Raw genomic sequence first — 13,137 nt, forward strand, 5'->3', positions numbered from 1 at the left:
AATGAAAAAAATAAAAGGCTTTGCCCTGCTCACCCTCGCTACCGGATTAATCATTCCGCTCACGCTCATCAACAGAAACAACGTGCGCGAAGAGTACGGTGATACGTACGGCTACTTCCGCGATACCGCCAAGAACATCGACATCTGGGCAAATCGCGAGTTCAGGGCAACATGGAACAAGGAACTCCGCACAGAAGCGGGTTATGAGTTCGGCAAAGAGGGTGAAACAATTTCGGAAGCACTACAAAGAAACTGGGAACTGGGAACCTTAACGAAAAAAGGACAGAAGCTGTACAACATCATCAACCGCATAGATCCGGGGCATTTTAACGAATTATAAAATGGAAAAAACAATGACACTCCTGTACATTATTTCTGTATCTGCCGCTGGGGCGATAGACACCACCACCGTGGAGCCGATCTTTCGGGATGTCATTTTTATTTTAATAATGATAACAGGTGTTGGCATGGCCTTAACCCTCGATAATAACCGCCCCGACGTAAAGCGGAAGATCACCCTCGCTTATTTTTTTTTCCGTCTTTTCCTCGGTGTTCTTTTCCCTGCTCGTTATTACCGCTTATTTGGAATTCAATTTTGCCAAATTCTGGTTTTACCTTTTGGTCGGTTTTACCGCCGCACTCTCGCCGCAATTTGCCCGGAAGGTTTTGCCCGAAGCTCCGGAAGAACTGAAGAAAGGTGCGTTCAACCTTCTGCGCGCTTTCTTCTCTGGCATGGCGCGGAAGTTAGAAGGAAATAATACTAACATTAAAGACGAAGAAAATGACACTTTATGATCTTACCCTACTCGAAGGCACTGTACTCGCGCTGAACGTGATTACTGCCACCTCTTATTTGGCACTCGCCATCAACATAAGGCAAATGCGCGGTTATCTGCGTTGGAACAAACACATCTACCCAACCATGATGTGGGGAAGTCTCGTTTTGTCGCTCTCGCTTTTCCGGCTTCTCGTAACGTACTATTTCTTTGAAGTTTCAGATTCCACCGCCTGGATTATGGTTTTTATATTTCTCGGAATGATGGCCATAGGTTATGCCGTTGCCGCGGAAGCGAAAAGGTTGGCGCACAAATACGACCGCTTGCAGGCGCAGGACAAAGAAATCACCCACCTGAAAGGTATTATCGAACTTATGAAGAAAAACAAAATCATCATCATGCTGGGCGCACTTTTATTCTTAGTGAACTGCGGCGGCATGAAAAAGGAAATTTCCCGGCTTACCGAGGAAAACAAGACCAAAACCGAGCAGTCGGAAAAACGCATCTCCGAACTCACCGCCAAAATTTCGGAAGTTGAAAAACTCGAAACCGAAACTAAAACCGAACTACATCAAAAAACCACGGAAATTTCGGAACTCAAAAAAGAAAAATCTGAACTGCAGGAAAGTCTGGAGAAAAAAGACCGCACCGATTTCAGCGTGAAAAACCCGACCGGGCCAATAAAGATCACCGACACCAAAGGCAATCAATATGAATTTGAAGGCGGCGCGGGAACCGAAATAAATAACAGTTCGGAATCCACCCTTTCCACTACTATAAAACAACTGAAAGAAACGGTTCAGGAAAAGTCGCAGCGCGTACAGTTCCTTGTGCAGTCTATCTTCCAAAAGGATAACGTCATCAAACAAAAAAACGCCGAAATAAAGGACAAAGAATCTGAAAATAAAAATTTAAAAAAAACCACGGTCGATCTCTACGAGAATTTACAGAAAGAAAAAACGCGCACCGGCACGCCAATTTACTACTGGATAGGCGCGGGCATGATGCTGATGATCCTGCTGCAACTCGCGTGGAAAATTCTTTGGAAAAACTACGGCCCCGGAATCATCGATCGGTTTAAAAACGGAAAAATACAGTAAAATGAAAACATTACAAGAATGCGATTACGTAACGGCGGCGAACTTGCTCAACTGCGAAGTTGCGGCGATCAAAGCCGTGGAAGAAGTAGAATCTTCCGGCAGCGGCTTCCTTTCCACGGGCGAACCCAGAATTCTTTTTGAAGGTCACGTTTTTTACCGCCTCACAAAAGGAAAATTTGGCGTTTCCAATGTTTCTTATCCGAGTTGGATCTCGAAATATTACAATGAAAACCAACACTTGCGATTGGCAAAAGCTATTACGTTGAACCGTGAAGCCGCACTACAGTCCGCTTCCTGGGGGAAATTCCAGATCATGGGCGAAAACTGGAAGTCACTTGGATATTCTTCTCTCCAGGAATTCATCAATGCCATGTATGCCAACGAGACCGAACATTTAATGGCCTTCGTGAAGTTTGTGAAAGTAAACGGCTTGGCTGATGAATTAAAGCGCAAAGATTGGGCGGGATTTGCACGAGGGTACAACGGTCCGGGTTATGCGAAAAACCAATACGACAAAAAAATGGCCGCCGCCTACCTTAAATTTTCACGGAAATGAACATTTTAATAATTCTTTTACAAATGCTTCTTTCAGTCCGCATTTTCCGGCGGAAAAAATAAGCCAATTCACTTATAAGTTATGTTTATAAGGTCAAAATAAAAGTGTCCTGAGCAGTTGTTTAATTAGCGAAAATGAGATGTTTTTATCGATGGTAGCGACAATGATGTCGTTACCATTTTTTTTTATAAATTTGATATCTCTACACATGCCCTCATATCAAAATTTTTTATTTTTTTATGAAGCAGGAACCGTTCAGAAATGAGCGGTTTTTTTTATTTATATTTGGATAATTCAACAAACTCTATTCTAATGCAAAAAATTCCCTTTGAGGTAGCCGAAATCCGGGTTAATACATCTTCAATGGGTGGTTTTAGTCTGGATATAATTTTAAAAGATGGCATGCAACTCAAAAGCACGTTTCGGGACGAAAAACAATATGACGCAGCGGTTGCGGCCAAAGGCAACATAACGCAGTTGAAATCCATTTTCAATACTTTCATAAAAGAATTTATAAATAACAATCCGCAGTATATTTATTATTACACCAACTGCGAACTTTTTATGACGTCGTTTACTAACCTTTTGGAAAATCCGGAAGGAGAGGATTTGGTTTACGAATCCTTCGATCTAATCCGTCACTGTGCAGTGGAAAAAAATATTGAATTCGATGGGTATTATGAGCAACGCTGGCGCGAGTCAGCCGATACCATTATTAATTTTGATGAAGATTATTTCGACGATCCGGATAAAATACAATTGTACGTTTTCCTGTCTGCGGCTGTAGACGAAGAAATTTTTGGTTTTCTTCACCACGTTTATAGTACGTTATTCAACGAAGAACTTTCCACAGAAATGGTCCGGGAGAAAATTGAGTACCTCACAAAAGAAAGAGGCGTCCGTTTTTAAATTTGCTACAATTTAGATCAAATCAAGTGATATATTTCGTTCCGGAATGTATCACTTTTGCGTTATGGAAATTGCAGGCATCATCTTAGAAATTACCTCTCGGTTAATTCGCATCAGTACCTACGAAAAGAAGCAGGAGATCGATGTATACTATACGGCCACTAATGCAGAAGACGTAAAAGCGCTGATAAAGTATGAAATGGTGAAGTTTGAAATTAAACTTCAATCTGTGGAAGTGGGCGAAGAGAAATTAGCCCGCTGCTGGCTAACGTTTATTATAAGCCCGACCAAAAGACAGGAAAGCAAACCCGAAGAGGAAAAACCTGGATGGGGACAGAAAAGAACCATGCGGTAAACACGTATTTTTTTGCGTCACAACTTTATAATTCACTCTAAAACATCTTTGCAGCAAGATTTTTAGATATGAAAATAAATACGGCTTCCAATATTTTCCGCGGTGCTTGGCTACTGAATCCTGCGTACGCACCAGAACTCGAAATGCTGGCGAACAGTCATAAGAATGGCGCAACCGGAAACGTGATCGATCGTAAAGAATTTTTCGCAGCTGCAAAAAATACAAGTGCTTCTCCGGGTCAACCGAAACAGGAACGCCGGATTATTAAAGTCCCGATGCGCGGACTTCTTCCTGCCTACGGTAATTGGTACAATGTCGGCGCCGACGATTATCTCGAATTTTTTCGCTTAGTCAACAATAACGATTCTATTTCCGCTGTGGTCTTAGATTGCAATGGCCCCGGATCCTCCGTGGATGCCATCAACCTCATGAAAGAATTTGTCGACGAAAAAAAGAAACCGTTTGTCGGTTTATCAAATCTCTGCTGTTCCGGTCACTTATGGAGTTTATCCATGCTTTGCGATCATCATATGTCCTATGGTGATATCAGCCCGAGCATTGGATCGGTCGGCGTCATGTCGATGGTAATCGACGACAGGGAAGCCATGGAAAAAGACGGCTACAAAGTCATGATGATCCGTGCTCCGCAATCCACAACCAAAGGTCAGGCGATGGTAGATTACTACGCCAAAAACGACGAAGCTTTCATTAAAGCGTATGAAGATGAAATGGAACCAATGGCGGCCGCTTTCATTAATGACATGAAAAAATACAGACCGAATATCGATCAGAAAGCCGACGGCATTTTTACCGGTTCGGTTTACAATGCAAAAGACGCCCTGAAATATGGTGTCATCGATTCCATCGGTTCAGAAAAAAAAGCCTTTGCACTCGCTCAGGCACTCGCAGAACTCAACGAAAATTAATAACCATAAATTCTTAGTATCATGTTGAAAGAAAAATTTCAAGCAGTGATCGCAGTGGCACTTCTCGCGCTGGGATTGAAAGAGCTCCCGAAAGGAGACGACGGGAAGTTGGCGTTGGATGCGAAACAGACAGATGATCTGAAAGCAACCTTCACCGGAAAAAACTATGAAGCATTTGTAAAAGTTGCAAATGAAGTTCTTGCAGAAGAGCAAGGAATTACCGCTGCAGAACAGGCAGAAAAAGACAGTGCTAATGCGCTTCTTGCTTCTGTATTGAAAGGCAACGCAGGCGGTGAAGGCGACGAGCCCGGCACTCCAGCAACGCCAACAGCAGTTGCACAGCAAGTGGTTAAGGTTGTAGAAAATCAAGCGGCTACGATTGCTAAATTAAGTGCAGAGCCAGAAAGCGCACCCAGAACAGTAAGTGCTGGAAAAGCGGTTTTATTTGGAACTGCCTTATTGGCCTCCATCTCAACGCCAACGCATTTGTTTGGAACCAATCCACAAGCGGCAAACAAGATCTTCGCTTTCGAGGGAAGAAACTGGAACGCCAAGGCTGCCGGTAAATCAACTGCAAAAACAGACTTTACCGATGTTTCTACCATCACCAGATTAAATGAAGACTTACGCGAATTCCAGGTGCAAAACCCGACCTTCTTGCGTGATCTTTATATGGAGGATTACGGTTATCCGTCTTTCTGGCCAAAAAGATTTGGGGTTTTAGATCAGATCTCCGATGCTGTTTTCGAATTGGGTTCCGTAACTCAGGCAAGAAAACCGGATTGGACTCCAGGTTTGGAAATGTTCATCGAAGCCGAGAAAAGAAGAATCTATCGGATTCAGATCGATCTGGAATTTGATGGCTATCAACTGCAGGAAATGGAAACCTCCTGGTTAAATTCTATCTGGAATTTCGATGGGTCTTCTCCGTACAAGCATTCTTTCATTGCTCAGCTCTTAATCAGAGTTTCTGCCAATGCCAGACGTGAAGATGCAGAAGGTGGAATCAACGGAATCTACGCACCAAATATCCATGGTATCAAAACCAAAGGGCATTATTTGAACGCTCAGTCTGGTCTTCGTCACCAGTTGTATATGTTCCGCGATGTCTTCAAAAGAATTGCACCAACCGTTTCAAAAGTGGGTAAATTCTCTTCTGCCAATGCGTACGATTACGCAAAAGGAATGATCGAATCAATGCCTTTAGCCATCCGTAACAAAGCCGGTATGTGCATGTATTTATCCCCGACCAATATCATCAAGATTCAGGATAACTATAAAACGCAGAACGCATTGCACAACGATTACACGACGAATAAAATCGAGTACATCGACGGTTATCCAAATATCAAGTTTGTGGGCTTGAAGCAATTGGAAGGTTCTAACCTGATATTCATCACCGATGAAAACAACATCGAAGTTTTAGAATATCTACCGGCTGAAAAAGAGAAATACAGAATCGAAGAGTTGAAGAGAAATACGTACGTGCATGCAGATTACCGTTTCGGTGTTGCTTTCGTATTCTCCGGCTTCAATCTTCCTGCAAACTCTTCTTTCCGCGGTATTGCTCAGTACATCTGGGTGAATGATGAACCGATTTTCCCTGCAACTACGGCTGTGCCATTATTTGGTAAGCCAATGAGCGCACCGGTCGAAATCAATTACAACAGGTTGTATGTACATCCTGAATTGGTTTCAGATGTTACCGTTCTTACAGGTTTACCTGCAGGCACGATCGTGGAGATCATCGGAAACGAGCAGTTGGTCACAACCAGTAAGATCCTGAAAAAGACGACGCCAAACGCCGGAAATCTTGATCTGACTGTGGACTTTAATCCGAAAACAATGTACAAGCTGATCTTAGCCGTAAAGGCAGACGGAACGTACAAAGAATTGGCGCGCGTTGCAGACTTCCCGACTGGAATTCCTGCAGTGGCAACTTTCGATGAATTGGTTATCGACTACAACGACGGTGCAGTTCAGAAATACGAAGGTGCTGAAGGAACGTTAACCGATATCCTAAACGGAAACGAAGGTTCTGAAATTACCATCAAAGGTTCTGAAACCGCTTTAACAGTTGCTTCAATTACCGGAAAAGTTGTAATGTCTTCCAGCGCGGTACTCAATACAGACGACAAATATGTAACCTTGAAAAACTTCGGTGGCGTTTGGTACGACATCGCAAGAGGGTAGAAATATCGGGGCTTCGTTTTTTCCTGAAGTCCCTTTTTTTTAATTTTTAAAAACATACAAAATTATGAGTGGTTACACTTTAAAAAAAGTAGATAAGCCTGCCGCTGGTTCAGGCGCTCCAAATACAGGAAGCAGATTCGCTTACCTGGCTTGGATAAAAGATTTGGTTTCCTTTCCGGATACCGACGACAGCAACGTCATGTTAACAGGCCAACCCGTTTTCAAAGAAGGCAAAGGGTTGATTCCCGTGTACATCACTTCCTCTTCCAGAGAATATTCCTTTGAAGTTCAGGGAGACCAGGATGCGCGCAGTTTCAAAGTCAAGTTTATGGGTACGCACCCGGGAACCGAACGCGAGGCTTTGGAGTTTGCACGAAACATGATGGATGAAGAATTTATTATTTTCATTCCGGGATGTCAGTCGACAGATCAGGTGAAAGTTTTGGGACGTCCTTGTGAACCTTTGGTTTTCAAAGCAAGTCACAAAGGCGGAAAAGACGGCAGTAAATTCGAATTCACTTTTGAGCAGGAAGTAGGCGGAAAAAACACCTACATGTTGTACGACGGACCTTTGGTGCTTCAGGAAACTGTTTACGGAACGGTAGATTTTACCGATCCTTTAACAGCCCTTACGGCGGTTCAGAAAGTAGCGACCACTGTTGCAGCGCAACCTTTGTCGATTACTTCTTTAGATGGGATTACCGAAAAGCAGGTGACTTTCATCGGGCAGGAAGCTAATCCCGCAATTGCCGGCACCATTTCCGATGATACCACCGGACCGGTAATGATTTTGCTGAAAGGCGGATTACAATGGAAAGCCGTGCAAAACTCAACCATTACGTTTGAAGTTTTCGAAACTGGAAGCGTAACGGTCTTAATCGAACGTTGGAGAACCTAGTTTAATTTTTTCATAGTTTTATTTTTATTGGAAATCCCGCTGCGTTTTGTAGCGGGATTTTTTTATCTTTGATGGAAATTAAACACATAAATTATAATGACAAAAATTGACCTAATAGAAGATGTCGCAGATGAATTTCGAAGCAAATACCCAGAACTGACAATGTTTGAGGCTTTGTCATTAGGCGTACAAACTCAAAGAAACCAAATTTTGGAGAATGGATTTGTTGTAAGTAAAAATGATAAATATCCGAGTGGCCTTGAAGCTATAAGTATTGCTTTAGGATTTACAGATAATATGGCAGATTTAACTATCGCAAAAGCATTAGAAAACATTTCACTGAAAGATTAAATTCTATTTAAAAAAAATATTTTCCCGTTGCATTTTGTAGCGGGATTTTTTTGCTTATAAAAAGTCGTTTTTTGCGTCACAACTTTACGCTGTGGCGCTTTCTATTTTCGCCCTATGGAAAATACGGTTACGCCACTCAAAGCCATGGAAATCATGCGGGAACTCTCCCGACAAAATATTCCTTTCACCATTAAATTCTTTTCGCTGAATGCGACCGAAAAGACTTCTAAGGGAATCGTGGAAGAAAAGAACATTATTCTCATGCAGGGTTATCGCCGTAATCAAAGTAAAAAAGCAGACATCCTCGCCAGTTTCCAGAGATTGGACACCGGGGAAAACCGCCAGTTCTATTGGCCACTGCTCTGCGAACTCAACGGTAGAAAAATAAAACCATGAATATAGGATTCAATACATCAGCAACGGAAGAACTGACCGTTGAAAAAAGCGCAAAAGGGGCGATCGTTTCTACGCCGTCCACGTGTTTTACTTTTTCGGTAGAAGATCCCGGCTTTAATCCTCGGGAAGATGGTCCCGTGGAGCATTTCGGTTGGGGCATGGGCATGCAGGTGATTGAAGGAATTGAACTGATTCCGTACGGTACCAGAAACGATATTCCGCAACTGTTGCGCGAAACGGTTTACAACAATCCCAACATTCCGGGCATTATGGAAAAGAAGCAGCAGCTTCTTTGGGGTCAGGGTCCCATGTTGTACGCGGATCAATTAATTGATGGAAAGCCGGGGCGCGAGTGGGCGTATGACTCCGACATTCAGAACTGGCTGGAATCATTTGATTACAAAGAGTATTTACATAAAATCATTGTTGATCATTCTTTCATGCAGGGCGGTTTTCACGAAATGGTAAACGCCAAATCGGGAAGGCTCGGTAAAAACAGAATCCATAGCCTGGAACATCTAAACCCGATGTGGACGCGTCTCGGCAGGGAAAATAAATCAGGGAAGCCAACCCATTGTTTTGTCTCCGATTCTTTCATGGCGTTTACGCCGGAAGGGTATAAATTATATCCACTGTTCGACAAAAAAGATCCGTTCAAAAGTGGGCGGTCTGTTCATTACGGCCGACAATATACTTTTGCCACCGACTTCTACTCTATTCCGACCATCTACGGTGCGTTGGAATGGATCCGCCGTTCGACTGCAATTCCATTGATTTTAAAAGCGTTGTCGAAATTCTCCATGAACGCCAAATATCATGTGACTTCTCCGGCTGCCTTTTGGGACAAAAAGCGGGAAGAAATGCAGGCGGATTGTGGCGCTCGAAATGTTCCGTACGAGGAATCAATGCTCGATGATTACGAAAGATTATTGTTCCGAAGCATTATCCAGACTTTATCAGGCGAAGGAAATGCCGGAAAGATTTGGCACACAAAAGATATTTACGCACCCGATGGAACCAACTTAACCACGTTGGGTTGGACCATCAAAGCCATTGACCAGAATATTAAAGAATTTGTAGAAACGCAAATTTCTATTGCCAATAAATCAGATTCCGCGGTTTCATCAGCTGTTGGGATTCATAAATCTTTAGCGGGAATTTCAGGCGAAGGAAAAGCAGATTCCGGATCCGAGCAGCTGTACGCCTATTTGATGTACAAATTAACCGGCGTGCGGATTCCCGAAATGATCGTCATGGAAATGGTGAACAATGCCATTAAAATAAACTTCCCCGAAAAGAATTTGAAATTGGGCTTTTACCATGAAGAAGCGCAGCGCCAGGAAGATCAATCGAGTAAGGACAGACCAAAAAATAAAGACTTATGAAAATTCTATTCAATAAAGACAATGCCGAATCAGGCGAAATACTCGACGTTCTCGGCTTTACGGATGCAGATATTAACTTGGCGAAAGTTTGGCCGTATCTGCGTTCCGCTTCCCGCGAAATTCAAACGATCATTGGTGAAGATAATTACACGATCTGTGAAACGGTTGGCGATGATATCGATGCCGCGGAAGATGAAAACGCAGAACTCTACGATCTCGTTCGCTATGCAATTGCTCTGGATGCTTTCCGAAAATATGCGCCACTCAATGACCTGGCATTTACCAACGAAGGCAGGTTGTTCCGTCGTGATGAACATCAGGTCGCTGCCTTTCAATGGCAGATTGATAATTCAAATGATGCCATGGAACGCAGATATTACGAGTCTGTGGACGAAATCATCAACTTCATCATGGATTCCGAGCATCTGGAGCCCTCGGATTACATGATGCAATTTTCAGGGCTTTACGTGCCGAATTTGAAATCCTTTCAGAAATATGTGAATATTAACGATTCGCATCTGCTCTATTTTAAATTGGCGCCGTCGCTCCGGCTGTGTGAGCAGCGCGAGATCATCAACAGAATGGGCGCTAAATTTCAGGAATATAAAGCTGATGCTATGCGCGACAGCTACATTCACGGTTTAGTTCAAAATATCTGCGTGTATTTCGCAATGGCAGATGGTATTCAGAAATTTTCTGTTCAGTTGTTCCCCGAAGGTTTAATGAAAGCAGGAAAAGAAAGTCAAGCCAATAAACGGTCTGCCTCGGGTTACGATAAAGAAAGTATCACTTTATTTTATCGGTCAGAATTAGCCAGTCTGCTCAAAATGCTGGAGATCGAAATGAAAAAACTGGAACCTGTTTACACTTCAAAACCGCAAATCAATTTCGGAAAAGATGACGGCTTTGTCACGACTTCTTAAATCAAATGGTTTAACTTTCAATTAATTGGTTTAAATTTGAATTAAAATTTAACCTATGGCTAGAGAAATAAAATTTAGAATTTGGGATGGATCTCAAATGAACTACCATGTATTAGCAGGAAAACTCGGTGTTTTTTATGCTTCTATTGATCCAAAAGATACTGCATCTGTGATTAATACAAAATATCCTGAAAACATTGAACCAATGCAATTCATTGGATTAAAGGATAAAAACGGAACAGAAATTTATGAAGGTGATAAACTGCAAATAAAAACAAGTGCGGGACGAACCGAAGTATTCACAGTTGTTTATGACATTCATCGCAGAGAAACTAAGATTGGTTTTACCGTGGACATTCCCTCATTTGCATTTGTAAATAGTGAAGGATTTCCAACTTATCCAATCGTGGATAATTATTTAAATGGACATGATTTAGAGATCATCGAAGTAATCGGACACATCTACCAATAATATGCACTCCCTAGAACTCCCCGAAATAGAAAAACGCCTTTGGCTTCCCGAAAATCTCGGGGAATGCGACAAACGCCAATATCTTGATGCTGCCAAACTCGTCCTCATGTATCAAATGGGCGATGTGACTTTGGAGCAATTCCGCGTCCTGCTGCTCTACTCTTTGCTCAATATGGAATTTGAAGAAAGTTCTTTCGAACACATCCAGGAAGAAAAGTGGGAAAATATTTATCTGTGTTCCGAGCTGCTGAATTCCTTTTTTAGAATTGATGATGATGGCGTGATGCATTTAATTCAGGATTACATCCACAATCCTGTAAAGGTGGTTCATTATAAACTGCATTCCTTCCATGGACCGAAAGACAGTTTTCAGAATATCACCTATGGACAATTGGAAGACGGCGTGGGCGAAATGAATAATTTTATGAAGTACGGCGAATTCGAAAGCCTGGTAAAACTGTTTGCTATTTTTTACCTGAAGAAAACCGAAAAATATTCGAAAGTCAATATCGAGAAGCGAATCACTTTCTTCAGTCAGCTCGATATCCGGTACGTGTACGGATTTTATCTTCTTTTCATTTCCTTTTTCAATTATCTCACCAAAGAATGCATCATCGTTCTGGATGGAAAAGAACTGGATTTGCGAATCCTGTTCAATGCTTCTGAAAATACGCAAACAACGGAAACCTCCGACGAACCCGAAAGTTTGGGAATGCGCGCCACTTCTTTCCAATTGGCAGAAAGCGGCGTTTTCGGAACGTTGTCAGAGCTCAGAGAATCTGATGCGATGATGGTTTTGATCAGAATGTATGATCTCGTCCTCCGGAACCGAAAGGAAGAGGCCGAACAAAAAGCCCTGGAAGAAAAATCTAAAAACCAATCTCATGATTAATCCAGTTATTTTAAAAGAATTGATGATGGAAGCAACGGCTTCAATTCCGTCCATTAAAAAACGAGAAGTTTTAGTAACCGATGATGAGCTCGTCGAATTACTCGGAGATCACAAAGCCGGCGACAATATTCTTTTGGTAGCCGTGCTGCCCACTTACGGCGGTGGCGGACAGGAAGATGAAGCGAGTATCATTTCTTACATGCAGTTTTTTCTTCTGGAAAAAGTAGATTATAAATCCTTTAAAAATCGGGACGAATATTTAAACGTATTCGAAAGAACCCTCGCGGCTGCAGTTGATTTTTTGGTACAAATGTTCACGGCTACGGGACGTAATTGTACCGATGAAATTTTGCAGTACGATTACCAGATTCGTCCAGTTTCCCGCAAAGCCCAATGCAACGGCTATGAAATTCAAATAGATTCCAAAGCCTTTATCGATAACTATTAAAACTTAAAAATATGTTTGCACTGATCGTTATTATTTTCACAGGATTGTTGGTTATCTTCGGAATTGTCGGGTGGCTTTACCTCGATCACAAGAAGAATAGCGACGAAATCCGGAATTATTTTAAAAATAATTTTGATAAATTTTAAAAGATGGATCTCTTAGCCGATAGAAAAGCCGATGACTCCCCGATCTTCCGCGCACACATGGAACGCACGCTGAAAGAGCACGCCCGCAAAATGGATGAAAAACAATCTGCGGGTTATTCTGTTTTTAAAGATCCCTCTTTCAGTGGCCGCAGTTATTCTACCGATGGAGATTCCCTGACTTACACGCAATCTGCACTCTATCGTTTTGTGGATATGAAAAAACTTCGGTATCCCGGAACGCAAACGCAGTACAAAAGAAAGAAAGTTTACGATTTTCACAACCGCATTATTATGGGGCATTACAACGGAATTATGAAAGACCTGATCTACGGCGCAGCTGCTGAAGTTGAAGCAGATCTGCGGTCGAAAATCGACAATACCAATATTTAAAAAAGTAGGTTAAAACAAACT

Annotated in this window: 18 protein-coding genes; all 18 read left to right on the plus strand. The window is 42.3% G+C overall.

Features of this window, described 5'->3' with window-relative positions; translation table 11 throughout:
• Window position 1 precedes the first annotated feature (1 nt).
• The 18 genes from L0B70_RS00380 (at window position 2) to L0B70_RS00460 (ending at window position 13,116) form a co-directional block, all read left to right on the plus strand.
• On the plus strand, window positions 2–340 hold the full coding sequence (locus L0B70_RS00380) for a hypothetical protein (protein ID WP_235142347.1): 339 nt from the start codon (window positions 2–4) through the stop codon (window positions 338–340).
• 1 nt (window position 341) lies between these two features.
• On the plus strand, window positions 342–758 hold the full coding sequence (locus tag L0B70_RS00385; RefSeq protein ID WP_235142348.1) for a hypothetical protein: 417 nt from the start codon (window positions 342–344) through the stop codon (window positions 756–758).
• A 23-nt stretch (window positions 759–781) separates the two neighbouring features.
• Entirely contained in the window at window positions 782–1,876 is a 1,095-nt protein-coding gene (locus L0B70_RS00390) for a hypothetical protein (protein WP_235142349.1), read from the plus strand.
• 1 nt (window position 1,877) lies between these two features.
• On the plus strand, window positions 1,878–2,432 hold the full coding sequence (locus L0B70_RS00395) for an N-acetylmuramidase family protein (protein WP_235142350.1): 555 nt from the start codon (window positions 1,878–1,880) through the stop codon (window positions 2,430–2,432).
• Between the two features lie 312 nt (window positions 2,433–2,744).
• A complete protein-coding gene (locus tag L0B70_RS00400) occupies window positions 2,745–3,341 on the plus strand; it encodes a hypothetical protein (RefSeq protein ID WP_235142351.1) in 597 nt (198 codons plus the stop codon).
• 64 nt (window positions 3,342–3,405) lie between these two features.
• Entirely contained in the window at window positions 3,406–3,696 is a 291-nt protein-coding gene (locus L0B70_RS00405; protein WP_235142352.1) for a hypothetical protein, read from the plus strand.
• A 68-nt stretch (window positions 3,697–3,764) separates the two neighbouring features.
• Complete coding sequence (locus L0B70_RS00410) at window positions 3,765–4,622, plus strand: S49 family peptidase (protein ID WP_235142353.1); 858 nt, start codon at window positions 3,765–3,767, stop codon at window positions 4,620–4,622.
• Window positions 4,623–4,643: 21 nt separating this feature from the next.
• The gene (locus L0B70_RS00415; RefSeq protein WP_235142354.1) at window positions 4,644–6,815 is read left to right on the plus strand and encodes a hypothetical protein; all 2,172 of its coding nucleotides are present in this window, start codon (window positions 4,644–4,646) and stop codon (window positions 6,813–6,815) included.
• 64 nt (window positions 6,816–6,879) lie between these two features.
• Window positions 6,880–7,713, plus strand: coding sequence for a hypothetical protein (locus L0B70_RS00420; RefSeq protein ID WP_235142355.1), 834 nt, complete (start codon window positions 6,880–6,882; stop codon window positions 7,711–7,713).
• A 96-nt stretch (window positions 7,714–7,809) separates the two neighbouring features.
• Window positions 7,810–8,064, plus strand: coding sequence for a histidine kinase (locus L0B70_RS00425; RefSeq protein WP_235142356.1), 255 nt, complete (start codon window positions 7,810–7,812; stop codon window positions 8,062–8,064).
• 114 nt (window positions 8,065–8,178) lie between these two features.
• Complete coding sequence (locus tag L0B70_RS00430; RefSeq protein ID WP_235142357.1) at window positions 8,179–8,460, plus strand: hypothetical protein; 282 nt, start codon at window positions 8,179–8,181, stop codon at window positions 8,458–8,460.
• Window positions 8,457–9,845 carry a hypothetical protein gene (locus tag L0B70_RS00435; protein ID WP_235142358.1) on the plus strand — a complete coding sequence of 463 codons (1,389 nt, stop codon included), beginning with the start codon at window positions 8,457–8,459 and terminating at the stop codon, window positions 9,843–9,845. The genes L0B70_RS00430 and L0B70_RS00435 overlap by 4 nt, the downstream gene beginning before the upstream one ends.
• A complete protein-coding gene (locus L0B70_RS00440) occupies window positions 9,842–10,768 on the plus strand; it encodes a DUF6712 family protein (protein ID WP_235142359.1) in 927 nt (308 codons plus the stop codon). The genes L0B70_RS00435 and L0B70_RS00440 overlap by 4 nt, the downstream gene beginning before the upstream one ends.
• A 55-nt stretch (window positions 10,769–10,823) precedes the next feature.
• Window positions 10,824–11,240: a YopX family protein gene (locus L0B70_RS00445; RefSeq protein ID WP_235142360.1), complete on the plus strand. Its 417-nt coding sequence runs from the start codon at window positions 10,824–10,826 to the stop codon at window positions 11,238–11,240.
• 1 nt (window position 11,241) lies between these two features.
• Complete coding sequence (locus tag L0B70_RS00450; RefSeq protein ID WP_235142361.1) at window positions 11,242–12,132, plus strand: hypothetical protein; 891 nt, start codon at window positions 11,242–11,244, stop codon at window positions 12,130–12,132.
• On the plus strand, window positions 12,125–12,580 hold the full coding sequence (locus tag L0B70_RS00455) for a hypothetical protein (protein WP_235142362.1): 456 nt from the start codon (window positions 12,125–12,127) through the stop codon (window positions 12,578–12,580). Before L0B70_RS00450 ends, L0B70_RS00455 begins: the two co-directional genes overlap by 8 nt.
• Before the next feature lie 11 nt (window positions 12,581–12,591).
• Complete coding sequence (locus L0B70_RS13380; protein ID WP_260089231.1) at window positions 12,592–12,726, plus strand: hypothetical protein; 135 nt, start codon at window positions 12,592–12,594, stop codon at window positions 12,724–12,726.
• 3 nt (window positions 12,727–12,729) lie between these two features.
• Entirely contained in the window at window positions 12,730–13,116 is a 387-nt protein-coding gene (locus tag L0B70_RS00460; protein ID WP_235142363.1) for a hypothetical protein, read from the plus strand.
• The last annotated feature ends 21 nt before the right edge of the window (window positions 13,117–13,137 follow it).

The organism is Kaistella sp. 97-N-M2 (assembly GCF_021513235.1).
In the GTDB taxonomy this organism is placed as follows: domain Bacteria; phylum Bacteroidota; class Bacteroidia; order Flavobacteriales; family Weeksellaceae; genus Kaistella.

Excerpts from the sequence above, each read along its gene's own strand:
- L0B70_RS00380 (WP_235142347.1), top strand. The coding sequence starts at position 2 with ATGAAAAAAATAAAAGGCTTTGCCCTGCTCACCCTCGCTACCGGATTA.
- L0B70_RS00385 (WP_235142348.1), top strand. The coding sequence starts at position 342 with ATGGAAAAAACAATGACACTCCTGTACATTATTTCTGTATCTGCCGCT.
- L0B70_RS00390 (WP_235142349.1), top strand. The coding sequence starts at position 782 with ATGACACTTTATGATCTTACCCTACTCGAAGGCACTGTACTCGCGCTG.
- L0B70_RS00395 (WP_235142350.1), top strand. The coding sequence starts at position 1,878 with ATGAAAACATTACAAGAATGCGATTACGTAACGGCGGCGAACTTGCTC.
- L0B70_RS00400 (WP_235142351.1), top strand. The coding sequence starts at position 2,745 with ATGCAAAAAATTCCCTTTGAGGTAGCCGAAATCCGGGTTAATACATCT.
- L0B70_RS00405 (WP_235142352.1), top strand. The coding sequence starts at position 3,406 with ATGGAAATTGCAGGCATCATCTTAGAAATTACCTCTCGGTTAATTCGC.
- L0B70_RS00410 (WP_235142353.1), top strand. The coding sequence starts at position 3,765 with ATGAAAATAAATACGGCTTCCAATATTTTCCGCGGTGCTTGGCTACTG.
- L0B70_RS00415 (WP_235142354.1), top strand. The coding sequence starts at position 4,644 with ATGTTGAAAGAAAAATTTCAAGCAGTGATCGCAGTGGCACTTCTCGCG.
- L0B70_RS00420 (WP_235142355.1), top strand. The coding sequence starts at position 6,880 with ATGAGTGGTTACACTTTAAAAAAAGTAGATAAGCCTGCCGCTGGTTCA.
- L0B70_RS00425 (WP_235142356.1), top strand. The coding sequence starts at position 7,810 with ATGACAAAAATTGACCTAATAGAAGATGTCGCAGATGAATTTCGAAGC.
- L0B70_RS00430 (WP_235142357.1), top strand. The coding sequence starts at position 8,179 with ATGGAAAATACGGTTACGCCACTCAAAGCCATGGAAATCATGCGGGAA.
- L0B70_RS00435 (WP_235142358.1), top strand. The coding sequence starts at position 8,457 with ATGAATATAGGATTCAATACATCAGCAACGGAAGAACTGACCGTTGAA.
- L0B70_RS00440 (WP_235142359.1), top strand. The coding sequence starts at position 9,842 with ATGAAAATTCTATTCAATAAAGACAATGCCGAATCAGGCGAAATACTC.
- L0B70_RS00445 (WP_235142360.1), top strand. The coding sequence starts at position 10,824 with ATGGCTAGAGAAATAAAATTTAGAATTTGGGATGGATCTCAAATGAAC.
- L0B70_RS00450 (WP_235142361.1), top strand. The coding sequence starts at position 11,242 with ATGCACTCCCTAGAACTCCCCGAAATAGAAAAACGCCTTTGGCTTCCC.
- L0B70_RS00455 (WP_235142362.1), top strand. The coding sequence starts at position 12,125 with ATGATTAATCCAGTTATTTTAAAAGAATTGATGATGGAAGCAACGGCT.
- L0B70_RS13380 (WP_260089231.1), top strand. The coding sequence starts at position 12,592 with ATGTTTGCACTGATCGTTATTATTTTCACAGGATTGTTGGTTATCTTC.
- L0B70_RS00460 (WP_235142363.1), top strand. The coding sequence starts at position 12,730 with ATGGATCTCTTAGCCGATAGAAAAGCCGATGACTCCCCGATCTTCCGC.